This window comes from Streptomyces silvisoli (assembly GCF_029269905.1).
GTDB lineage: Bacteria > Actinomycetota > Actinomycetes > Streptomycetales > Streptomycetaceae > Streptantibioticus_A > Streptantibioticus_A silvisoli_A.
The window spans coordinates 411,442-432,636 of the sequence record NZ_JARJBC010000001.1 but is presented as its reverse complement, the minus strand read 5'-3'; the positions used below and the strand labels follow the sequence as shown (position 1 = coordinate 432,636).

Sequence of the window (21,195 nt, the reverse complement as noted above, 5' to 3'; positions counted from 1 at the left end):
TGGGTCACCGCTGGCCCAGCCGATACCAGGGGAGGGAACCTCGGATGGACGTCCCCTTGTACCTGGAGCCGAGGCTGGGCCCACGGCTGGCGTCGTTGGTGCGGTCCGGCCCACTACTGCACACACTCGTCGGCGGCCTCGGCTCACCGCTCAACGTGGTGCTCCCCCAGCAGATCACCGACAACCTGGCTCGCTTCCGCGGCGTGTACCGCGAGCACCGGCTGGGCGGCGAGGTCCTCTTCGCGCACAAGGCCAACCGTTCCAGCGCCCTGGTACGGCAACTCGCCGCCGCGGGCGGCGCCGTTGAGGTCGCGTCGCTGGGCGAACTCCAGCACGCGCTCGGCGCGGGATTCACACCCGACCGGATCGTGGCCACCGGCCCGAAGAACCCGGAGTTCCTGTGGCTGGCCGCCCGTACCGGGGTCGGGGTGCACATCGACTCCCCCGCCGAACTCGACGAACTGACCGCACTGGTGAACCGGTTCCGGCTGCCCCGCGCCCGGATCCTGCTGAGGCTGTCGGGGTTCACGGCGCCCGGAGTGAAGGTACTGACCCGGCAGAGCAGGTTCGGCTCACCGGTGGCGGAACTGGACGGACTACTGAAGGTGGTCGAACGGCACGGCGACGCCGTGGAGTTGCTCGGCGTCGGCTACCACCTGGACACCACCAGCCTCAGCGAGAAGGCGGTGGCACTCGAAGGCTGCCTTCGGGCGATGGACCTGTGCCGGGCCCGAGGGCTGCAACCGCGGGTCATCGACGTCGGCGGCGGTTACGGCGTCAACTACCTCGACGACGGCGAGCAGTGGGACCGCTACACCACGGAGTTGACCAACGCGGTGCTGGGCAGGCGCCCGCCGCTCACCTGGCACCAGCACGGCTACGGACTGCGCAACGACTCCGGCACGCTGCGCGGCGCCCTCGGCCTCTACCCGGCCCATCGGCCGGTAGCCGGTGAGCGCTACCTCGACGCGCTGCTGTCGCAGCAAGCCCCGTCGTTGGGCGGCCGGTTGGCCACGCTGCTCCTGGAGAGTCTGTACGACCTGTACACCGAACCCGGTCGGGCGCTGGCCGACCAGTGCGGGCTCACCCTCGCCCGGGTGCTGGAGGTGCGGCGCACGGAGTCGGGCGAGCACCTGGTACGGCTGGAGGCCAACGCGGACGACATCGGCCTGGAGGAACACGGCGTGCTGATGGACCCGCTGCTCATCCCGCGCGACAAGGGCCGAACCCCGGCCGACGCGGAGCCGTTGGGGGTCTACCTCACCGGGAACCTCTGCCTGGAGTCGGACATGGTCACCCGCAGGATGGTCTTCCTTCCGCGTCCACCCGTCCCCGGTGATCTGCTGGGCTTCGCCAACACCGCCGGGTACTGCATGGACTTCAGCGCCGACCACGCGCAACGGCAGCCCGTGGCGCGCAAGGTCGCCGCCTGGCAGGACGGGGACGGCTGGCGATGGTGCCTTGACGAGCAGTACTGGCCGATCACGAATCCCGGGGGCGCGCATGCGGTTTGACAACATCACCGAGGCCATCGGCAACACACCGCTGGTCCGCATCAACCCGGCCGTGCACGGCCTGCGCAACATCGACCTGTACGCGAAGCTGGAGATGCTCAACCCGTTCGGATCGGTCAAGGACCGGGCCGCCTGGAACATGGTGCGCCCCGGTCTGGACTCGGCGGTGGAAAACGGCCACACGGTGGTGGAACTGTCCAGCGGGAACACCGCCAAGGCGCTGGCCGTGATCGCGGGCATGCACGGGCTGTCGTTCAAGAGCATCACCAACCGGATGAAGATCCCCGAGGTCAGGGAACTGCTGCTGTTGCTGGGCGCGGAGATCGAGGAGCTACCGGGACAGACCGAATGCCTCGATCCCACCAACACCGCCGATCCGCTGACGCTCTTTCACCAGTCCCTCACCGAACCGCAGGGCGCCTACCTGTACACCGACCAGTACTACAACACCCGCAACACACAGGCACACGCCACGGGAACCGGCCCGGAGATCGTCAAGGACCTGGACGGACGGGCCCCAGACTGGTTCATCGCCTGTGTGGGCACCGCGGGCTCGTCCAGTGGAGTGGCCAGGGTGCTGCGCGAACACGACCCGCGGGTGCAGGTCATCGGGCTGGTCGCGCACAAGTCGGACTTCATCCCGGGGATCCGCACCATTGACGAGGTGCAGGAGGTCGGCCTGTTCGATCCGGCCACCTATGACGCCATCGAGTCGGTGACCTCCGACGAGGCCATCGAGGGCATGCTGACCCTGGCCCGCGGCTGCGGCCTGCTCGCCGGGCCCACCGGCGGCGCCGCGTACTTCGGCGCGGTGCGCCAACTGCGCCAAGTCGACAGGGAGTTGACTGAGCGCAGGTCGGCGGTGTTCATCGTGTGCGACCGAATAGAGAGCTATCTGAGCTACGTCCGGGAGCGGCGCCCCGAACTGCTGGGCCGCCCAGCGCGGAAGAACTCCCTCACCACCCTCTCCGACGCCGAAGTGCGCTCGGCCCCGGCCATCGACACCGAGGAAGCCCTGAAGTGGATCGCCATGGAGCGGCCACTCATCGTCGACCTGCGCAGCCCCTTCGCCTACGCCGCCCTGCACATCGAGGGGTCCGTCAACATCGTGGACGAACTCTTCGGTGAACTCGTTCGCGGCGGACTGCCGTTCAGCAAGAGCCAGCCCGTGCTGCTGGCATGTCCGGTCGGTGAGCAGTCCGCCCGGTACGCGGCGCTGCTGTCCCGGATGGGCCATCCCGATGTGCGCAGTCTGTCCGGTGGCATCATCGCCTGGCGGGACGCCGGCGCTCCCCTGGTACGGGAGTGAGCCGGGGTGACCACCACGGACACCGACGCGCTGGAGGAGCTACGCGCCTGGCACACCGCGCTGCGCGCCCAGTTCCCCATCATCGCGGCCAACCCGGAGCTGACGTACCTGGACAGCGCGGCGACCACACAGAAACCGCGGGCGGTGCTGGACGCCGTACACGCCTACCTCACCACCAGCAACGCCAATGCCGCGAGGGGCAGTTACACCTGGGCCAACCAGACGACGGCACTGGTGCGGGCCACCCGGCAGCGCGTCAAGGAGTTCCTGCGCGATCCGGTGCCGGAGCGTTCCGAGGTGCACTTCACCAGTGGGGCGACCGAGGGGCTGCGCACCGTCGCACGGGACTGGTTGACCGGCTTGCTCGCCGACGGTGACGAGATCGTCGTCCCGTTCGCCGACCACCAGGCCAACATCGCACCGTGGCTTGAGGTACGCGACCTGCTCGCCCGGCAGGGGGTGCGCGTCCTGGTGCGCGCCATGCCGTACCAGCCGGGTTCCGGTGACTACGAACCGGGTGCGCTGGCCGAACTGGTGGGTGAGCGCACCCGGTTCGTCGCGGTCACCCATGTACACCATGTGTACGGCGGCGACATGAACGTGCACCGGATCCGCCAGGCGGTGGGGCCGGACGTACCGATCTGCCTGGACGCCGCGCAGAGCGTCGGCCATCTGCCGGTCTCCATGGCCGAACTAGATGTGGACTTCGCCGTGTTCTCCGGCCACAAGGCGCTCGCCCTGCCGGGCAGCGGCGCCGTGTGGGCCCGTAACGCTCGCGGGCCGCGCTTCGTACCGGGCGGCTGGGACGGCACCCCCAACACCAGCGGAATCGCCAGTCTGCGGGCGGCACTTGACTGGCTGGACACAGCGGGCATCGATCGCGTCGAGCGATGGACCACCGCGCTGGCCGCCCGGCTCACCGAGGGGCTGCGCCAACTCGACCCGTACGAAGTGCTGGGATGCCAGCGCAGCCTCGCCGCCCGGACCGACGCACAACAGCGGCGCGGCATAGTCACCTTCCGGCACCGCGACATCGACTCGGGTGATCTGGGATTCGTGTTGTTCAGTGAGGGGTTCATGGTGCGCAGCGACAGCCACTGCCAGGGCGGCGGCGGCGAGAAGCAGAACTCGGTGCGGGTGAGTCTGCACGTATACAACGCCCCCGAGGAGATTGACCGGCTTCTGAGGGTTTTGAGCACGTTGGAGTGAAGCACCCGCACTTGAAAATCGTTTCCACCTGTAGGCTCGGCGCTGTCGGACGGATGGTTACGAGATGGCAGAGGTGGCGCGCCCCGATGGGACTGAGCATGGCAACCGCCGCGCTGTGGGTAGAGCGTTGGGAACGCCAGCAGCAGCGGTACGCCGTCGACCGCGAGGAGCGGTTCACGGTGATCGCGGACATCGTTGAGCATGTCACCGCCGAACAGCCGAAGCCGCTGATCGTGGACCTCGGCTGCGGCCCCGGATCGCTGGCCGTGCGACTGGCGGAGCGGCTGCCGCACGCGGACATCGTGGCCGTGGACCGCGACCCCCTCCTGCTGGAGTTGGGCAGAACCCACCATGCGGCCGCGGCCCGGTTCGTGGAGGCGACCATCGGAGCGGACGGCTGGCTCCAGGCGCTGGAGCTGGACCAGCCACCGGATGCCGTCGTCTCCACCACCGCACTGCACTGCCTGCCGCCGGAGGTGCTGGGACGCGCCTACGAACAACTGGCCGCGCTGGTACGGCCCGGCGGGGTGCTGGTCAACAGCGACCAGTTCGGCCCGGGCGGCGACCCGGCATCGCGGATCGCCGCCGAGGTGGGACGGCGCCGGGCCGAACGGCAGCGGCTGCGCGAACGTGAGGACTGGACGTCCTGGTGGGCGGCCGTGGCGGACGAACCCGAGCTGGCCCAACTGCTCACCGACCAACCCAGGCCGTCCTGCGCACACCACAACCGGGACAACGGTCTGGACGTGTCCCACCACGTGGAACTGCTACGCCGGGTGGGATTCCGACACGTCTGCCCGGTCTGGCAGTTCGGCACCGGTTGCGTTCTGGTAGCGGTGCGCTGACGGCTGTGGATCAGCTGCCTTCGGCCGCCGGTGCGTGCCAACGGCGCTCGACCCTGGCCAGGCCGCCAGTAGACGAGTGCGCAGGCCCAGACCACCGCGAACAGGCCGACGATGATGAGGCGGCCCACGTCGTTCAGGTCGATGCCGGAGATCCAGTCGGCAGGGCCATGATGGAGTTTTCAGACGGGGGCAGTGGCGAGGGCCGCTCCGGTTTCGCACCGGTCCTCCCGAACACCACGGCTGGACAACGGTAGATGTTCGGTCAGGGTGGCCCCAAGCCCGCACAGATATGCACGTGTGTTGGTCATCGGCGGGCAAGGGGTGAGAATGGGGCCCATGCACTTGGTTCCGCCGGAGCGCGCGCATCAGCGCCCCATTGACGAGCACACCGTGTGCCACGCCATCGAGGGGATCGGCGATCCCGATCGGGTGCGCGCCTGGGCCGAGCGCTTCGCCCTGCTCGCCGACCCCGGCCGCCTCTCGCTGCTGCTCGCGCTGTACCGGGCAGGCCCCGTCGCGGTCTCCGACCTGGCGCTCGCCACCGGGATCCGGGACACCGCGGTCTCCCAGGCGCTACGGCTGCTGCGTACCTCGGGCGCGGTACAGGCCGACAAGGACGGACGGGTGGTCCGCTACCGCCTGCGCGCCCCGGAGATCGCGGAGCTACTCGAAGTGCTCGCCACGCACGGTTCGACCCCCTCGCCCGGATAGCCTCACGCGGCCGCCACTCATGCGGGGCGGTATGTGTAGCCGACCTGACGCACGGTCGCGATCAGCGATCGGTGTGCCGGGCCGAGCTTGCGGCGGAGTCTGGCGATGTGGACGTCCACGGTGCGGGTGTCGCCGATGGACGGCTGCCGCCACACCTCGTTGATCAGCTGGGCGCGGGTGTGCACCCGCCGTGGGGCCGCCGTCAGATGGGCGAGGAGTTCGAACTCCAGGTAGGTCAGGGTGAGCGTTCGCCCGTCAATCGACGCCGCACGCCGCTCGCGGTCGATGACCACACCCTGCGGTGGCGCGACGGGCTCGGCAACCGCGACGGCTTCGGGTGCCGAGCGGTCCCAAATCGGCTGTGTGTACCGGCAGTTCCGGTGGATCGAGTACCGCGTGCGCGGATAGCGGACCAGCACGGCTCTCCTTAGCGGTCGATGAGGGTGGCCAGTTGCCGACGCGCCCAGTAGCAGAGTTGGTGGGCAGCGGTGCGGGCTCGGGTGCTGACAGTCGGGTGCGCTTCGGGGCGGGCCATGACACCACAGCTTATCGCAATCGGTTTTCATTTTCATCAAGCGAGTGCAAGCCAGCGGGTTCGCAGATGCGAGGCTACTGCTCACACCCGCCGAAGATTCACCAGGCTTTACGGCCGAAAAGTCGGGCAGATTCGGTTCCCGATCTCCAGGGGCGGGCATCACGTTGTGCGAGCAGCCCGACTCACGCCCGTACGCCGAGGGGACCACCGATGAGCCGCATCACAGCACCGCCCCGGACGCTGCGCTTGTACGGTGACCTCGAACGCCCCGTCGACCTGACGGTGGCCCAACTGCGGCGGTGGCCGGCCCAGCGGGCCGAAGTCGTCTTCGACTGCGCGACCAACGGCGCCCAGCGGCATGTCTTCACCGGGCCGCTGCTGCGGGACGTGGCCGCCGAGGCCCACCCCGCTTTCGACGTGCACCGCCGCAAGGACCGTTCGCGGTTCCTGATCGCGGTGTTCGGTGGCGACGGCCATCGCTCGGTGCTGTCCTGGCCCGAGATCGACGCCGAGTTCGGCAACTCCCCCGTGCTGCTGGCCACCACTCTCGACGGGCGCCCGCTGGACGCGGAGGGCAGCCAGCTGGTGGTACCCGGCGACGCCTGCGGGGCGCGCTACGTCAGCGCGATCACCAGCATCTGGGTCGGGGCCTACCTTCCGCCCGACCGCTAGGCGGGCGACCGCGGCATCCCATCAGGCGGCGGCGAGCGCGATCTCCGTCGACTTGATCAGCGCGACCACCGGGGAACCCGCGGCCAACCGGAGGTCCTCGACGGCGTCCTTGGTGACAGCGGCGGTCAACTCCCCGCCCTCCACAGCCACTTTGACTGTCGCCATGGCTTCACCGGTGGCCACCGCCGAGACGGTGCCGGGGATCTGGTTGCGGATGCTGACCCCGGTCACCGGGCCGGTGGCCAACGCCACCTCGGTGGACTTGACCAGGGCGCGCACCGCACTGCCCTCGGCGATCCCGAGATCCCTGACCGCCTCCAGCGTCACCGCGGCGGTGATCTGCTGGCCACCGGCCAGTCGGGCCTTCACCGTGGCCATGACCGTGCCAGGGGTGACCGATACGACAGTGCCGGGAAGCTGGTTGCGCATGCTCAGACTCATGGAACGCCACCTCGGGCCCTTCGCACGGAATATCCCGTTTTCCGGATATGACACAGACACAGTAGCCAGCACTGGCCGTCGATGATCGCGACCCGTCGCAAACGCCGGGCAAAGGGCCACTATCGTGAGGCACATGCAGTCCTACACGATCGGCCAGGCGGCGCGGCTACTCGGCGTGAGTCCGGACACCGCCCGCCGCTGGGCGGACGGCGGCCGTATCCGCACGCACCGCGACGAGGCCGGTCGCCGTCTCATCGACGGCCGGGACCTGGCCGCGTTCTCCGTGGAACTGGCGCAGAGCGCGGGGGGCGAGGAGGAGGCCTCGTACACCACGGCCCGCAACGCCTTCCCCGGCATCGTCACCGCGGTCAAGCTGGGCGATGTCGCCGCCCAGGTGGAGATCCAGGCCGGACCGCACCGGCTGGTCTCGCTGCTCACCCGGGAGGCCGTCGAGGAACTCGGACTGGAGGTCGGGGTACAGGCCACCGCCCGGGTGAAGTCGACCAACGTCCACATCGACCGCTGAACCCTGACCCGCTCCTCCGGCCCGGTCGGCTGACCGAGTACCCGCGCTCCGCTCTAGCCCCTGTCGAGCTCCGGAACGTCATGACCCAGACCGCGGGCCTGGTCGGCATGGACATGATGCAGCAGCCGGTGCGTCTCCCGGGCGAGGCGCAGTCTTTCCTCTTCCATGCGGGAGCGCCTGCGGTTGGTGCGCACCAGGTGCAGGGTGCCGCCGGCGGCGACGCACGCGCCCACGTCGCTGGTCACGTTGGTGTAGTTGCCGCCGATGAGTTCGGCGGTGGCACTGGGGGTGAGGATGTGAGCCAGCGGCAGCACGACCAGGTAGATGCCCAGCGCGACCAGGAAGATGACGTGCACCTTGCTGGCCAGGGCGCGCGGCACCCAGGCCAGGATCCGGTCGAAGGCGTGTGCCGGGTGGGCTATCCCGGTCAGTGACTCCACCGGCCGCATTCCCGGGTCGGTCGGCTGCTCGTCGACGGTGGGTACGGTTCCGCCGGATTCCGTGCTCATTGGCTCTCCCCTGGGTCCCGGTTCCCCACATCGTAGCCACGCCACTTGCGTGATTACGCAAGCCCGCAACCCAGAACCGCGAACCCGGGAGCAATCCGGATCAATCTCGCCCTTAAGCGGGAATGTGTGATGATAAAGGGCCAGAGCGAGGCGGCCCCGATGCCGCGAAACCTGGCGGCCGGGGCCACGGAGTCGACTCCCTGCTACGAGGACGCTGCGGATCGTGACGGATCGGGGCGAAGGGTTCGCCGGGGCGGCACTCACCGCCGTCTACGTGCTGGACCAGGACGCCGACGAGCTACGACAGACCGATGCGGTCGGGGAGAGTCCCGGCACCGGGTTCGGACTGTCGTCCAGATACCCCTTGTCCGGCAGCTCGCCGGTGGCCGACGCCTTCCGCACCGGGCAGCCGCTGTGGTTGACCCCGGCGGAGGTGACCGCACACGGTGACGGCCAGCCCGCCGACGTCTCCCTGGGCGCCCTGCCGCTGGGCGCCGACGGCAAGCGGCTGGGCTGCCTGGTCGTACTGGACCGCGGCGGGGACGGTTTCGACACCGTGCGGCGCAACTTCCTGGAGCTGTACGCGGACCAGGTCGGCGCGCTCCTCGACGCCGCCGACGTCCCCTGCGGTACCACGGCCCCGGACTGCGCACTGCGGCACATGCGGGTCGGTTCGTTCACGCTGGTGCTGGGCACCGGGCAGATCGACGCTGACAGACAGGTGCTCGATCTGGCCGGGATCCACCCGAGCGAGTTCGACGGACGCGTGGAGACCCTGCTGGCGCACACCGTTCCGGAGGACCTGCCCGCGCTGATGTCCGTGGTCGAACCGGGGCATATGGCCTCCAGCAGGCGGGAGTTGGAGTTCCGGATGCGCTGGCCGTCGGGCGAGCTGCACTGGCTGCGGCTGCGTTGCCGGGTGCTGGCCGACTCGGACGGCAGGCCGGAGCGGATGCTGGGCGTGGTCGCCGAGTCCTCGCATCTGCGGCCCAGCACGGACGAGGTCTCCCGGGTGCAGCGGCTGTCCGCGATCCTGGCCACCGCGACGACCGTACGGGACGTGAGCCGGGGCGTGGTGACCGCGCTGCGCGAGCCCCTGGGCGCCGATCGGATGGCGCTGTCCGAGTTGCACGCCAGCCGACTGGTGGTCACCGTCCTCGACCCGCCGGAGCCCTCGGCGTGGCCGGAGATCTGGCGCGCCGAGTGGCGTTCCGAGTGGCCCGAGGCCCCGGCCCGCGCCCTGCCCACGCTGGCGGCGGCGCTGCGCGAGGGCCGCACCAGCCTGTGGACCACCAGCACCGGCCTGGAGCCGGGGCTCGCCGGACTCGGCCGCGGCGGACTCGCGGTGCTGCCACTGCCCGCCGACGGCCGGCTGGTCGGCGCCTGCCTGCTCGGCTGGGACAACCCGCATGAGTTCGGCACCGAGGAGCGGTCGCTGCTGACCGCGACCGCGGGACTGGTGGGGCAGGCCCTGGTGCGGGCCCGCGCCTTCGACGCCGAGCACGAGCTGGCCGCGATGCTCCAGCGCAGCCTGCTCCCGCGCAAGCTGCCCGAGCTGCCCGGCTGTGCGGCGGTAGCCCGTTATCTGCCCGCCACGGCCGGGCTTGAGGTGGGCGGCGACTGGTACGACGTCATCCCGCTCTCCGACCGGCATGTGGCGCTGGTCATCGGCGACGTACAGGGGCACAGCGCCGAGGCCGCCACGGTCATGGGCCAGATCCGCACCGCCATCCGGGCCTACGCCGTGGAGGGCCACCCGCCGGACGTGGTGGTCTCGCACGCCAACCGGCTGCTCGTGGGCATGGACACGGACTCGTTCGCCACCTGCTGCTACGTCGCGCTGGACACGGAGGAGGGCGACGCCTGGATCGTCAGGGCCGGGCATCTGCCGCCGCTGCTGCGCGACCCGGACGGCAACTCCAGCGAGGTGTTCGCCGAGGGCGGTCCGCCGCTGGGGGTGCTGGCGGACGCGGAGTTTCCCCTGACGGTGGTCGGGCTGGCCGCCGGAAGCGTCATCACACTGCTCACCGACGGCCTGGTCGAGTCGTCCAGCCTGCATCTGGACGACGGGATGCGCCGGGTGCGCGAGGTGCTCTCCGCCACCGACCCGTCCGACGTCGACCGGCTGGCCGACGCGGTGATCAGCGGCGCGGACCAGCGTGACGATGACGTCGCGGTGCTGCTGCTGCGCTACGACGGGTTGCGGGCCCGGCCGCTGCGCGCGGGCTGGGCGGTGTGGCGGCTGCCCGACGCCGTGATGCACGCCCGCCGCTTCACCGCGCGCACCCTGCGCTCGTGGAAGGTGAGCCAGCAGACGGACGCGGTACTGCTGATCGTCTCCGAGCTGGTCACCAACGCCCTGGTGCACACCCAGGGCGAGGTTCGCCTCGATCTCACCCTGGCCGGGGAGCGGTTGCGGGTGGCGGTCAGCGACTCGTCGCCGCGCGCACCGGTCAAGCCGACGAGCGTGGACTGGGAGGTGACCGGCGGCCGGGGGCTGCTGCTGGTGGAGGCCATGGCGTGCTCGTGGGGTGCGGTTCCACTCAGCGGCGGCAAGCAGGTGTGGGGGGAGATTGTCCTGGCACCGCTGGAGAGCTGAGTCGTCGATCGCCGGCGCCGAGTCCGATTTTTTGGGTATTACGGCTATTGTCGAGAGGGGAACCACGACCGGAAGTGCCCGCGGATGAAGAGTTCTCTGGGTCGCGCTGCGGTTGCCGTGACAGCGGTGTCCCTGGCCGTCGGCCTCGCCGCCTGCGGAACGGCCCGCGGCCCCGGCATCCCGACCGCCGTCGCCAAGGGCAGCGGCGGCTTCACGATCGGCCTGCTCCTTCCCGACACCCACACCGCACGCTGGGCGACCGCCGACAAACCGCTGGTCGAGAAGAAGGTCCGGCAACTGTGCCCGCACTGCACGGTGGACTACGCCAACGCCTCGGCGGACGTGGCGACCCAGCAACAGCAGATCGACTCGATGATCGCCAACGGCGTCCGGGTGCTCATCCTCGATCCGGTCGACTACAAGGCGCTGCGCTCCTCCGTCACCAGGGCGCACGACGCCCACATCCCGGTCGTCTCCTACGACCGGCTGGCCCAGGGCCCGGTCTCCGCCTACTCCAGCTACGACTCCTGGCAGATCGGCCGGGTCCAGGCCCAAGGCCTCCTGACCGCCATGGGCAGCAAGGCGCACGATCCGCGGGTCGTGATGATGAACGGCGACCCCACCGACCCGAACACCGCGGCGCTGAAGGACGGCGCGCTCTCCGTCCTCAAGGGCCGAGCCAAGATCGCCGCGACGTACTACACCGGCGGCTGGATCCCGGAGAACGCGTTCAGCAACATGTCCGCCGCCATCGCCGAACTGGGCGCGGGCCGGATCGACGGTGTGCTGTCCGCCAACGACGGCCTGGCGTCCGGCGCTCTGTCCGCCCTCAAGGCTGCCGATGTCACGCCGCTGCCCCCGATCACCGGTCAGGACGCCGATCTGGGCGCCATACAGCGGCTGCTCACCGGCGAGCAGAGCCTCACCGTCTACAAGTCCTTCGTGTCGGAAGCCGACGCCGCCGCGCGGATGGCCGTCGCGCTGGGCCGTGGCCGGACGTTGCACGGCATCGCCAACGCCCGGGTCAGCAACGACACCAGCAAGGACATTCCGGCCGTCCTCGGCACCCTGGTGCCGGTGACCGTGCACACCATCCGGCAGACCGTCGTCGACCGCGGCCCCTACACGGTCAGCCAGATCTGCACGCCCCAGTACGGGTCCGCCTGCCAGAAGGCCGGTCTCACCGGTTAAGGAGATGGTCGATGTGTCCACCACGCCCGTGCTGGCACTGCGCGGAATCTGCAAGCGGTTCGGCGCCGTCCAGGCGCTCACGGACGTCGAGTTGGAGATCCACGCCGGTGAGGTGGTCGCCCTGGTCGGCGACAACGGCGCCGGAAAGTCCACCCTCGTCAAGGTGATCACCGGTGTCGGCCCCGCGGACGAGGGCGTCATCGAGTGGAACGGCCGACCGGTCCGCATCAACCGCCCCCATGACGCCCAGGCCCTGGGCATCGCGGGCGTGTACCAGGACCTCGCGCTGTGCGAGACCCTCGATGTGGTCGGTAACGTTTTCCTCGGCCATGAGCTGTGCAAGGGCGGTGTCCTTGACGAGGTGGCCATGGAACGCCGCACCCGGCAACTGGAGTTGATGGACACCCTGTCCATCCGGATCCCCAGCGTACGGGTCCCCGTCGCGTCGCTCTCCGCGGGCCAGCGGCAGATGGTCGCTATCGCCCGCGCACTGCTGAGCGATCCCAAAATCCTCATCCTGGACGAGCCCACCGCAGCCCTGGGTGTCGAGCAGACCGCCCACTTCCTCGACCTCATCGAGCGGTTGCGGGAACGCGGCATCGGTGTGCTGCTGATCAGCCACAACCTGGGCGACGTCAAGGCCGCGGCCGACCAGGTCGCGGTGCTGCGCCTCGGCCGGAACAACGGCTTCTTCGACGTACTGACCACGTCCCAGGAGCAGATCGTCTCCTCCATCACCGGAGCAACCGACAACGCCGTGACGCACCGCAGGGCATGGGCGTGGGAGGCGATGCTGTGAACAGGGCGGAAGCTTCCGAACTCAAGGCCGCCAAGGCGCACACCGACTCCACCGCCAGGCGCCGCCAGGGCGAGCCGGACCGGGAAGCGCCGGGCTATCTGGACGAGTTCGTCCGCAAGCTGCGCGGCGGTGAACTGGGCTCGCTGCCGGGAGTGTTCTGCGTCGTGGTGATCTGGATCGTCTTCCAGGTCCTGGACCACCAGTTCCTCTCCCCGCGCAACCTGTCCAACCTCAGCGTGGACATCGTCGGCACGGGACTGATTGCGGTCGGCATCGTCTTCGTGCTGTTGCTGGGCGAGATCGACCTGTCGGTCGGCTCGGTCAGCGGGCTGGCGGCGGCGGTGTTCGCCGTGATGAACGTCAACGACGGCCTGCCGGAGTGGCTGGCGGTGCTCGCCGCGGTGCTCGTCGGCGCCGCGATCGGCGGCATCCAGGGGTTCTTCTTCGCCAGGGTCGGGGTGCCCGCCTTCGTGGTCACCCTGGCGGGGCTGCTGGCCTGGAACGGTCTGATGCTGCACGTCCTCGGCGCCAGCGGCACCATCAACCTCCATGACCGGGGCGTGGTCTACGCCCTGACCAACCGCTACTTCCACCACACGGCCGCGGCGTACGGGCTGGCCGCGCTGAGCGCCGCGGTGTTCTTCCTGACCTCGTACCAGGACCGGCGGCGGCGCAGGGCCGCCGAGGTGCCGTACCGGCCGCTCGCTGAGATCGCCCTGCGCACCGGCGGGATCGCGGTGATCGCGTTCGCCGCCGCGTATGTGCTCAACCGGTTCGAGGGCCTGCCGCTCGCGCTGTTGGTCTTCCTTGTCTTCGTCGTCGGCCTCGACTACGTGCAGCGGCGTACGAAGTACGGACGCCGGATCCGGTCGATCGGCGGCGGTGTGGAGGCGACCCGGCGAGCGGGCATCAACGTGGTGTGGGTGCGGGTCTCGGTGTTCGCGATCTCCGGGACGCTGGCCGCTATCGGCGGGCTGTTCCTGGCCTCGCGGGTGGCCTCGGTCGGCCAGACCTCCGGCTCCAGCATCCTGATGATCAACTCCATTGCCGCGGCCGTCATCGGCGGCGCCAGCCTGTTCGGCGGGCGCGGCAGGCCCTGGTCCGCGCTGCTCGGCATGCTCGTCATCCAGTCGATCGCGTCCGGGATGCTGCTGATGGGGATCCAGACCACCGTGCAGTACATGATCACCGGCGGTGTGCTGCTGGCCGCCGTCGTGCTGGACTCGCTCTCCCGCCGCTCCCAGAAGACGCACGGCCGGGCGTGAGCGGACCCGTCCCCGCGCCGCGGGGACGTTAAGGCTAATGGCGTACTCCCGACTGCCGGGGACGGTGCCCGGTGCCAGGGTGGCGGTGTAACGCGGCGACGGGCGAACGCCCTCTGGTGCCGCGATGGGGGCAACCGCTACGAGGGAGACGATGTCCCGTGACGGTGAGCGTGCCTCGGCGGGCTGTGCTGTACACAAGCGGTCTGGTGATGGCGGCCGTGGGCGGATGGGGCCTGCTGGTCGACCCGCCCTGGCGGCACACGGTCGCCGGCGGGCGGTCCCGGTCCCGGTTCCCCACCCCCGGCCCCGCACAGAGCGAGGACGGCGATGTGCGCGGGCCGCAGTACCACGTGGACGCCGGCCCCAAGACCATCGCCATCACCTTCGACGACGGGCCCGACCCCCGCTACACCCCGTTCATACTCGACGAGTTGCGGCGCCACCATGTCACCGCCACGTTCTGCATGATCGGGGAACACGCCGCCAGACACCCGGACTTGGTGGCCCGCGTCGTCGACGAGGGGCACGCGCTGGCCAACCACACCTGGTCGCACCCCAATCTGCGGCATCTGCGTCCCGCGCAGATACGCGACCAGATAGAGAAGGCCGCCGACGCCATCGAGTCGGCCTCCCGGGGGAACCGCCCGGGGCTGTTCCGCGCCCCGTTCGGAACGTTCACGCCCGCCGTGCTGTCCGCGTGCTCGGAGTACGACCTGCGGCCGCTGGCCTGGTCGGTGGATCCGCGCGACTGGTCCCGTCCGGGCAGTGCGCGGATAGCCGCCACCGTACTGGACCGCACCCGCACGGGAGCGATCATCATCAATCATGACGGTGGCGGCGACCGATCCCAGACCCTGGCGGCCGTGCGCACCTATCTCCCGCGGCTGATCGCCGCGGGCTACCGGTTCACCACTCCCTTCTCCGGAGCCGACGACAGCGACGGCGAGTAACCCACCGTCGGCGTCGGCTACCAATGGACCTTCTTGGGCGGTCGGCACGACTTGCTGGGCGCCGGGGTGGGGCTGTTCCCGGTGCCGGTGCCGCCCGCGGTGCCGCCTGCCGGGGCGGTGGCACTGGTGCTGGGGGCCGGGGCTGAGGCGGTCGCGGTGGGCGGCATGCCGCCGGTGCCGGTGGGCGCGCTCGGCATGGCCGAGGCGGTGGGCGCGGCGGACGGCGGGGTCTTGCCGAGCGGGGTGAGGGCGGCGGCGGTGACCACCCCGTTGCCGTTGGTCGTCAACGTGATCGGGTTGGCGGCGTTCAGCAGCTTGCCGCAACCGAGGTTGGTGAAGCTCTGGTTCGCCCGCATCGCCAGGAAGGTGAACAGGTTGGTGGCCATCGCGGCGTCCACGGACGGCGCGTTGGCGAACATCGCCTGGTCCTTGAACACCCTTTGCACACCCGCGGGGTTGTTGAACATGTTCTTGCAGTACGTCGCACCGTTGCCGTTGTCGGCGGCGCCGATCGGGGGCTGGTCGACTCCGGCGCGGTACAGATTGGTCTTGCCCTGGCTGGCGTTGGCGTTGTTCAGCGTCATCGGATCGTTGAGCGGTACGAGGGCGACCGGGGCCTTCTGGTTGGCCGCCGCGGACAGTTCGTCCAACGGCAGGGCGGCGCTCGGCTGGTTGCCGCTGGACTGGTCCGGTGTGGTCCACGGTGTGCAGCCCAGGGCCGGGTCGATGAACTGGCTCAGCAGCAGGTTGTCGCTGCCGTTGGCCAGATCGGTGGCGTTGGCCACCGCCGCCTTGCCCGCGGCGTTGTTCTGGGCGGTCTGCCCCTTGCCGTTGGCCAGGTAGTGGGTGACCACGTTGTCACTCTGGTCCTGGTCCACCACGGAGAAGTCACGGGTGGTGGGACAAGGCATCCCGTCCTTCGCCATGCCCAGCGCCGGGACCTGCAACTGCTTGTTGGCGATCTGGCCGTTGGCGGCCTGGAAGAACGCGGGGGCGTTGCACTGCGCGAACTGCCCGAAGACCGAGCCGTTCTGACCGTTGACGCACTTGCCCTGGGTGAGACTGTTGGCGCCCGCGGCCGACTTCAGCGTCAGGTTGGTTCCGTTGAACCCGAACCAGATGCCGACCGTGGATCCCGCCGGGACCTGCGCGGCGGCCGGGGGCGCGGCCGGTTGGGTGCCCTTGTCGACCACCAGCGGGTCGTAGAGCGTGAGTTGGCCGTTGCCGCCCATGACCGCGGCTTCGACGAACGCCGACTGGTTGGCGTTGGCCTCGTTGCAGGGTCCCATCGCGGGGTTGGTCGCCGTCAACTGGTAGGGAGTGGCCAGGCCTTGGGCGCTCAACGGGTTGGCGGGGACGATCAGGGTGCAGTTCGGGTTGGCGTTGGCGGCCGCGGCCGGGTTGGCGGCGGCGCTGGGGCTGGTGGACGGGGCGGCTGCGGCGGCACCGCGGTGGTGGTGGACGCCGACCGCGGCGAACACGGTTCCGGCGAGCGCGCCCATGGCCAGCGGTACGCCCGCGAGGGTGAGCGTCAGCTTGGAGATCCTTCGGCGGCGTACCCGCTGCCGCCGCAAGGTCCGACGGGACTTCTCGGTGCGTATGTGCGACACGTATCCGGCTCCGATCTTCCTGGTTCAGTCGGCCCGTCGCCGAACCGCCTCGGCGTCGGCGGCGGAACCGGGCCGCCCCTCCACACGTACGGGTGCGCGGTGGGGTTCAATTCCCGGCGTGGTGCGGTCACTTGGCAGCGTCCGGACCGGCCCTGTCCGACTCGGTGGCTTCGGCCGCCGGATGGTCCCGCCGCAGCGCCAACCACATGAGCGGCATTTCACGGTCCCGGTCTGATCGAAGTCCGGAGGGCCGGATTCCCCTTTCCGGACGGACGCCGTCACAGCGCTCCCGAAGCTTTTGGGACTTACCCGGATTCCTGCCCGGTCGAGTCGCTGATGCGGCCGCGCCAGGCCGCGTGAAACGCTGAGGCTTCGGGCGCCCGCCGCTCCAAGGGCTTGGCGGGCGTCCGAAGCCGTGTCCGGCCGGGCCGGTGATCAGTGAGCCGTCGCGGTCCGGAGGAACGCGAGAACCTGTTCGGACACCGTTCGGTCGCTGAGGAAGTCGTTGTGCTTCAGGCAGCCGGTCTCGGTGTTGGCCGCACCGGTGAGTTCCGTGCTCGTCGGCGGGGAGACCTGCTCGTCGCACGGCGACCACCAGGTCGCGTACCGCACCGGTCCCGGGGCTTCGGCGCCCTGGTCCAAGTGCCGCACGACGTAGGAGCCGGGGGTCATGTCCCGGCATCCCTGGTCCCACAACGCGCACAGATAGGCCAGGCTAGTACCGTGGTTGGGACCGGCAAGGGAGGCCCAGTGCGCCACCTTCCGCGCGCCGCCGCCGAACTTGACGTACCAGCGGGTGGGCAGGCTGCCCAGGCTGTGCGCGACGATGTCCACCCGGGTGGCACCGGTGCGGGCCAGCACCGTGTCGACGTACGAGGACAGTTGGCCGCTCAGCACCTCGTTGGTCGACTGCGATGTGTCGTACGACCAGGCGAACAGCCGGTCCTGCGGGTACCCGGCGGCGGTGAAGTCGGTCATCATGCCGCCCCACACACCGGGCCCGGCGTTGCGGCCGTGCACGAAGACCACCGGGTCCGGTTCAGCCGGCGCCGCATGGGCGGGAGCGCTGGACGTGACGGCGCTCAGTGTGGCGGTCGCCAGGGCCGTTGCCAGTAGGGCCGCGAGTGCGCGGCCCAAGTGGTCGCGTTTTACCGGCCGTCGCGGTAAGCCGTGCCTTGAGTTCCCCTTGGGCATCCGTTCCTCCCCCTCGTAGGGCCTGGAACGCAGCTTGGGGAACGCGACGGACATGCGCAAGGCAACCGGCAACGCCGCCGCGGCCGCCAACGGCCCCCGCGATCCGCGTCAGGCCGCAGTCAGGTCCGTGGGGGATTGCCCTGGTCTCCGCCGAACTGCTCCCTGAGCTTTTCCTGGCCGGTGTCGACCTGGCCGCTGTACCTGCCCTGCGTCTTCTCGTCCGCGTAGTCACCCGCCTTGTCGACGCCCGTCCTGGCTTGGTCCTCGTGCCCCTTCAGCAGGCCCTTGAGCTTGTCGAGCATGGACATGGTGGTCCTCCTTGGCGTGTGGCCCCTCTCCCAGGGTCACCGCATAACACTCGGTCCGCATCCGCAAGCCGTTCACCTCGAAGGAGTGAATCGAAGGTGATCGGAAGCGGGCCGTGCCGCCGCGAGCCACAGTGGAGGGCATGAGGAGCATGAAAATCCCCGTCAGCGCGTTCACCGTGGGGCTGGCCCTGTCCACCGCCGCGATCTGCGTACCGGCCCCGGCCTCCGCCGCACCACGAACGGACCGGTCGGTAACGGCCGCCCGCCTCACCCTCACGAACGCTGACAACGGCCGCTCGGTGACCGTCCGCAGGGGAGAAGTGATCACGGTCCGGCTGACCGGCCGCCGCGCGAACGCGGAGACGTGGAAGTGGAGCGTGCCGAGCGCCACCGGGGACCGGACCCTCCAGCGCACCGCCGAGGGGACATCCCCAAGCGGCAACGCCAGCGCCGTCTTCCGCGCGCAGTCCGACGGCACCGCGACCATCAGCGCCAATGAGCGGTGCGTCTCCGCTCCCGGTCGCATCTGCCCGCATACGGTGCTGCACTGGACGGCAACGGTCCACGTGAAGTGACGAGACGGCCGCAATCCCCGGGCGCCGCGGACGAGTTGCCGCACACACCAACCCGGACGGAGACCATGTCCACCGCACGCCGTCCGCGCCTGCCCCTCGCCGTCGCCGGGCTGCTCCTGACCGCCGTACCACTACTGGCCCCGGCCGACCCCGCCACCGCCTGCGACGCACCGGACCCGGCACCCTCCGCCACGCGCACTCCGGCCACCGTCCACCACGGGCGTGCCACGGCGGCCTACGACCCGCTGGCGATGCCGAAAGGGGTCATCGCGGGCGGCCCCAAGGTCGAGATCGGCACGGTGATCTACAACGGCACAGGCGCCCCGTTCCACAGCATCCGCCCGGCGCTCGGCCTGTCCGCCTGGGCCCCGATCGGCAACGGCAAGGCGGTGTCCCTCGCACCCAGGGACGCAACCGTCGAGGTCTACCACCAAGGACGGTGGAAGAGACTCAGCCTGACGAGCGGCTGCGACCCGGTGCTCAACACCAACACCGACTTCCTGGCCGAGAACCTCCCCGACAACCGCGCCACCCGCTTCCTGTTCCGCCTGTCCATCGCCCCAGCGGCCCCCGCCCAACTGACCTCGCTCCAAGTGCACTTCACCGCCTGGTCAGAACGCGGCTACGAGGCCCTGGTCAGCCGCACCATTCCCATCACCCGTTGAGCGGCGCCTCCCAGACCGCGAAGTCATGGGCGAAGAACACACGCCGGGGGTGGAATTCGGCGAGCCGGTCCAACCACGGCCGGTAGGTGGGAAGCGGTGGTTGCACGCCGCGCAGCGAAGCGCGCCGGGCCAAGTGGTCCGAGCCGAACTGGAAGGCGAAGTCATGGGCTTGACCGGCGAGCACGACGGCTCCGCCGTCCGGTTGTCGTAGGACCAGTGGCTGATGGCCGTTGGTGTGCCCTGGGGTCGGGATGATCCAGACCCCAGGCCAGATCTCGGCCTCGCCGGCGAGTCCTTCGTAGACCGCACCGGGGAAGTCGACGAGTTCGTCAATCGTGTAGTCGCCTCGGCGGGCCATGGCCAGTTCCACGTCCTGCACCAGGATCGGCGTGCCGCCCAGCAAAGGATTTCCGCCGCAGTGGTCGAAGTGGAGATGGCAGTTCACAACGACCGAGATATCGGCAAGGGTCACACCGGCGGCGGCCAACTCGTCCTGGAGTCCGCGCCGTTGGGGTCGGTAGTGGGCTTCGGTCTCGGGATCGGCCGCGCCGATGCCGGTGTCGAATAGCAGCAGGCCCCGCTCGTGCGCCACCAGATAGGCGAGAACGGGGTCAACCCTCGGCTGCGAGCCGCCCGTTTCCGACGCTGGGCGGATCACATAGCCCAGGTCGAGCCGTCGCACGGTCGTGGTCTCTCCCATCACCCCAGCGTGGCCGCCCGCCACGCCGCATTCGGAGGTTTCGCGCATGGCGGAACCGCTCCCCGTCACCCCGGCCCCGCCGCGAGGACAGGTCCTCGACAACGGTGACGTCGCGCCGCCGGGCCACGGCCAGCAGTGACTGTCTGCGCCTCACCCGAGGAACGGCTCCAGTAGGTCGAGCAGCGCCGCTGGCCGGTCCAGCGGAATGATGTGGCCGCAGTCCTCGATGACATGGCCGACGAGGTGGTCGGCCACCGGACGCAGTTGCCGTTCGAGGGCGTCGCCGACCGGCTGCGCGCCGACCGCCAGGGTGGGCACCGTGAGTCGGCTGGTGGCGACCGCCTCCTGGATCTGCCGCGCGCTGGTGGGCAGTGCGCGGTAGTAGGAGAAGGCGCAGCGCAGGGCCTCGGCTCCGGTGTAGGCGTGCACGAAGGCGTCGCGGATGTCGGCGGGCACGCCACGGCCGAGAGTGCCGCGGTCGAGGAACCAGTCGATGTACTGGGCCTCATGGCCGGTCAGTACGGATTCCGCCAGGCCGGGCTGGGCGTGGAAGCCGAACCACCACGGTGCCCCGCCCGCCAGGAAGTCCTCGGCGCCGGGCAGCGCGCCCACCAGTGACTCCATCACCGCCAGTCGCCGGACGAGACCGGGTCGCCGCATGGCGAGCAGGAAGGCGGGCGGGGTGCCCGCGTCGATCCCGACCACCGCCGCGGAGGTCTCGCCGAGTGCGGCCAGCAGGCCCTCGGCGTCGGCGGCCAGGTTTGCGGCGTCGTAGCCGTCGGTGGCCCGGGTGCTGGCGCCGAGACCCCGCAAGTCGGGTGCGATGACGCGGTGTTGAGCGGCGAGCCGCTCCATGACCTCGGTCCACAGTCGCCAGGTGTGCGGAAACCCGTGCAGCAGCAGGACCGCCGGACCTTCGCCCGCGAGCGCCACATTGAGCCGGACGCGGTTGGTCGCGACGCGGCGGAGTTCGATCTTCAGGGACACGGCGCGCCTCCGAGGCCGGTTACCGATGGTGACAAGCAAACGTTAGGTAACTACAGTGGAGGCGCCAAGACCGCACTTTCG

Annotated in this window: 22 protein-coding genes; 14 read left to right on the top strand and 8 right to left on the bottom strand. The window is 70.1% G+C overall.

What is annotated here, in order from left to right; all coding sequences use genetic code 11:
• Positions 1-44: 44 nt before the first annotated feature.
• From P3G67_RS01980 to P3G67_RS01955, 5 genes are all read left to right on the top strand, one after another.
• Entirely contained in the window at positions 45-1,514 is a 1,470-nt protein-coding gene (locus P3G67_RS01980; RefSeq protein ID WP_276091874.1) for a Y4yA family PLP-dependent enzyme, read from the top strand.
• Entirely contained in the window at positions 1,504-2,823 is a 1,320-nt protein-coding gene (locus tag P3G67_RS01975) for a pyridoxal-phosphate dependent enzyme (RefSeq protein ID WP_276091873.1), read from the top strand. The genes P3G67_RS01980 and P3G67_RS01975 overlap by 11 nt, the downstream gene beginning before the upstream one ends.
• Positions 2,824-2,829: 6 nt before the next feature.
• Entirely contained in the window at positions 2,830-4,032 is a 1,203-nt protein-coding gene (locus tag P3G67_RS01970; protein WP_276091872.1) for an aminotransferase class V-fold PLP-dependent enzyme, read from the top strand.
• Positions 4,033-4,118: 86 nt separating this feature from the next.
• Positions 4,119-4,877 carry a class I SAM-dependent methyltransferase gene (locus P3G67_RS01965; RefSeq protein WP_276091871.1) on the top strand — a complete coding sequence of 253 codons (759 nt, stop codon included), beginning with the start codon at positions 4,119-4,121 and terminating at the stop codon, positions 4,875-4,877.
• Positions 4,878-5,213: 336 nt separating this feature from the next.
• The gene (locus tag P3G67_RS01955; protein WP_276091870.1) at positions 5,214-5,588 is read left to right on the top strand and encodes an ArsR/SmtB family transcription factor; all 375 of its coding nucleotides are present in this window, start codon (positions 5,214-5,216) and stop codon (positions 5,586-5,588) included.
• Positions 5,589-5,605: 17 nt separating this feature from the next.
• Here the strand turns inward: P3G67_RS01955 and P3G67_RS01950 are convergent, their stop codons facing one another.
• A complete protein-coding gene (locus P3G67_RS01950) occupies positions 5,606-6,160 on the bottom strand; it encodes a winged helix-turn-helix domain-containing protein (protein ID WP_449343244.1) in 555 nt (184 codons plus the stop codon).
• A gap of 173 nt (positions 6,161-6,333) precedes the next feature.
• On the opposite strand from P3G67_RS01950, the gene P3G67_RS01945 reads away from it, so the two are divergent.
• Positions 6,334-6,795: a molybdopterin-dependent oxidoreductase gene (locus P3G67_RS01945; RefSeq protein WP_276091869.1), complete on the top strand. Its 462-nt coding sequence runs from the start codon at positions 6,334-6,336 to the stop codon at positions 6,793-6,795.
• A gap of 21 nt (positions 6,796-6,816) precedes the next feature.
• Here the strand turns inward: P3G67_RS01945 and P3G67_RS01940 are convergent, their stop codons facing one another.
• Complete coding sequence (locus P3G67_RS01940; RefSeq protein ID WP_276091868.1) at positions 6,817-7,236, bottom strand: TOBE domain-containing protein; 420 nt, start codon at positions 7,234-7,236, stop codon at positions 6,817-6,819.
• A 121-nt stretch (positions 7,237-7,357) separates the two neighbouring features.
• On the opposite strand from P3G67_RS01940, the gene P3G67_RS01935 reads away from it, so the two are divergent.
• Positions 7,358-7,762, top strand: a complete 405-nt coding sequence (locus tag P3G67_RS01935; protein WP_333482407.1) for a TOBE domain-containing protein — start codon at positions 7,358-7,360, stop codon at positions 7,760-7,762.
• 53 nt (positions 7,763-7,815) lie between these two features.
• Here P3G67_RS01935 and P3G67_RS01930 read toward each other — a convergent pair whose 3' ends face one another.
• The gene (locus tag P3G67_RS01930; RefSeq protein ID WP_276091867.1) at positions 7,816-8,271 is read right to left on the bottom strand and encodes a hypothetical protein; all 456 of its coding nucleotides are present in this window, start codon (positions 8,269-8,271) and stop codon (positions 7,816-7,818) included.
• Between the two features lie 223 nt (positions 8,272-8,494).
• Here P3G67_RS01930 and P3G67_RS01925 point away from each other — a divergent pair, with 223 nt between their 5' ends.
• The 5 genes from P3G67_RS01925 (at position 8,495) to P3G67_RS01905 (ending at position 15,075) form a co-directional block, all read left to right on the top strand.
• Positions 8,495-10,870 (top strand): SpoIIE family protein phosphatase, encoded by a 2,376-nt coding sequence (locus tag P3G67_RS01925; RefSeq protein WP_313879550.1) that lies wholly within the window; start codon positions 8,495-8,497, stop codon positions 10,868-10,870.
• Between the two features lie 84 nt (positions 10,871-10,954).
• Positions 10,955-12,061, top strand: coding sequence for a sugar ABC transporter substrate-binding protein (locus tag P3G67_RS01920; RefSeq protein WP_276091866.1), 1,107 nt, complete (start codon positions 10,955-10,957; stop codon positions 12,059-12,061).
• Positions 12,062-12,065: 4 nt separating this feature from the next.
• Positions 12,066-12,860, top strand: coding sequence for an ATP-binding cassette domain-containing protein (locus P3G67_RS01915; RefSeq protein ID WP_276091865.1), 795 nt, complete (start codon positions 12,066-12,068; stop codon positions 12,858-12,860).
• On the top strand, positions 12,857-14,125 hold the full coding sequence (locus P3G67_RS01910) for a sugar ABC transporter permease (protein WP_391858161.1): 1,269 nt from the start codon (positions 12,857-12,859) through the stop codon (positions 14,123-14,125). The genes P3G67_RS01915 and P3G67_RS01910 overlap by 4 nt, the downstream gene beginning before the upstream one ends.
• Before the next feature lie 158 nt (positions 14,126-14,283).
• A complete protein-coding gene (locus tag P3G67_RS01905) occupies positions 14,284-15,075 on the top strand; it encodes a polysaccharide deacetylase family protein (RefSeq protein ID WP_276091864.1) in 792 nt (263 codons plus the stop codon).
• Positions 15,076-15,092: 17 nt separating this feature from the next.
• On the opposite strand, the gene P3G67_RS01900 is transcribed toward P3G67_RS01905, so the two are convergent.
• The 3 genes from P3G67_RS01900 to P3G67_RS01890 form a co-directional block, all read right to left on the bottom strand.
• Positions 15,093-16,685, bottom strand: coding sequence for a hypothetical protein (locus P3G67_RS01900; RefSeq protein ID WP_276091863.1), 1,593 nt, complete (start codon positions 16,683-16,685; stop codon positions 15,093-15,095).
• Between the two features lie 435 nt (positions 16,686-17,120).
• Positions 17,121-17,822 carry an esterase/lipase family protein gene (locus P3G67_RS01895; protein ID WP_276091862.1) on the bottom strand — a complete coding sequence of 234 codons (702 nt, stop codon included), beginning with the start codon at positions 17,820-17,822 and terminating at the stop codon, positions 17,121-17,123.
• A gap of 176 nt (positions 17,823-17,998) precedes the next feature.
• On the bottom strand, positions 17,999-18,187 hold the full coding sequence (locus P3G67_RS01890) for an antitoxin (RefSeq protein ID WP_276091861.1): 189 nt from the start codon (positions 18,185-18,187) through the stop codon (positions 17,999-18,001).
• A 140-nt stretch (positions 18,188-18,327) separates the two neighbouring features.
• On the opposite strand from P3G67_RS01890, the gene P3G67_RS01885 reads away from it, so the two are divergent.
• The gene (locus P3G67_RS01885; RefSeq protein ID WP_276091860.1) at positions 18,328-18,762 is read left to right on the top strand and encodes a hypothetical protein; all 435 of its coding nucleotides are present in this window, start codon (positions 18,328-18,330) and stop codon (positions 18,760-18,762) included.
• A gap of 65 nt (positions 18,763-18,827) precedes the next feature.
• A complete protein-coding gene (locus P3G67_RS01880) occupies positions 18,828-19,427 on the top strand; it encodes a hypothetical protein (protein ID WP_276091859.1) in 600 nt (199 codons plus the stop codon).
• Here the strand turns inward: P3G67_RS01880 and P3G67_RS01875 are convergent.
• Together P3G67_RS01875 and P3G67_RS01870 are read right to left on the bottom strand one after the other, a co-directional pair.
• Positions 19,417-20,127, bottom strand: coding sequence for an MBL fold metallo-hydrolase (locus P3G67_RS01875; RefSeq protein ID WP_276091858.1), 711 nt, complete (start codon positions 20,125-20,127; stop codon positions 19,417-19,419). The two genes, P3G67_RS01880 and P3G67_RS01875, sit on opposite strands and share 11 nt — an antisense overlap.
• Positions 20,128-20,277: 150 nt before the next feature.
• Positions 20,278-21,114: an alpha/beta fold hydrolase gene (locus P3G67_RS01870; RefSeq protein ID WP_276091857.1), complete on the bottom strand. Its 837-nt coding sequence runs from the start codon at positions 21,112-21,114 to the stop codon at positions 20,278-20,280.
• Positions 21,115-21,195 lie beyond the last annotated feature (81 nt).

Bases quoted from the DNA above. Each gene is read 5' to 3' on its own strand.
- P3G67_RS01980 (WP_276091874.1), top strand. From the start codon at position 45: ATGGACGTCCCCTTGTACCTGGAGCCGAGGCTGGGCCCACGGCTGGCG.
- P3G67_RS01975 (WP_276091873.1), top strand. From the start codon at position 1,504: ATGCGGTTTGACAACATCACCGAGGCCATCGGCAACACACCGCTGGTC.
- P3G67_RS01965 (WP_276091871.1), top strand. From the start codon at position 4,119: ATGGGACTGAGCATGGCAACCGCCGCGCTGTGGGTAGAGCGTTGGGAA.
- P3G67_RS01955 (WP_276091870.1), top strand. From the start codon at position 5,214: ATGCACTTGGTTCCGCCGGAGCGCGCGCATCAGCGCCCCATTGACGAG.
- P3G67_RS01950 (WP_449343244.1), bottom strand. From the start codon at position 6,160: ATGAAAATGAAAACCGATTGCGATAAGCTGTGGTGTCATGGCCCGCCC.
- P3G67_RS01945 (WP_276091869.1), top strand. From the start codon at position 6,334: ATGAGCCGCATCACAGCACCGCCCCGGACGCTGCGCTTGTACGGTGAC.
- P3G67_RS01940 (WP_276091868.1), bottom strand. From the start codon at position 7,236: ATGAGTCTGAGCATGCGCAACCAGCTTCCCGGCACTGTCGTATCGGTC.
- P3G67_RS01930 (WP_276091867.1), bottom strand. From the start codon at position 8,271: ATGAGCACGGAATCCGGCGGAACCGTACCCACCGTCGACGAGCAGCCG.
- P3G67_RS01920 (WP_276091866.1), top strand. From the start codon at position 10,955: ATGAAGAGTTCTCTGGGTCGCGCTGCGGTTGCCGTGACAGCGGTGTCC.
- P3G67_RS01915 (WP_276091865.1), top strand. From the start codon at position 12,066: ATGGTCGATGTGTCCACCACGCCCGTGCTGGCACTGCGCGGAATCTGC.
- P3G67_RS01890 (WP_276091861.1), bottom strand. From the start codon at position 18,187: ATGTCCATGCTCGACAAGCTCAAGGGCCTGCTGAAGGGGCACGAGGAC.
- P3G67_RS01885 (WP_276091860.1), top strand. From the start codon at position 18,328: ATGAGGAGCATGAAAATCCCCGTCAGCGCGTTCACCGTGGGGCTGGCC.
- P3G67_RS01880 (WP_276091859.1), top strand. From the start codon at position 18,828: ATGTCCACCGCACGCCGTCCGCGCCTGCCCCTCGCCGTCGCCGGGCTG.
- P3G67_RS01875 (WP_276091858.1), bottom strand. From the start codon at position 20,127: ATGGGAGAGACCACGACCGTGCGACGGCTCGACCTGGGCTATGTGATC.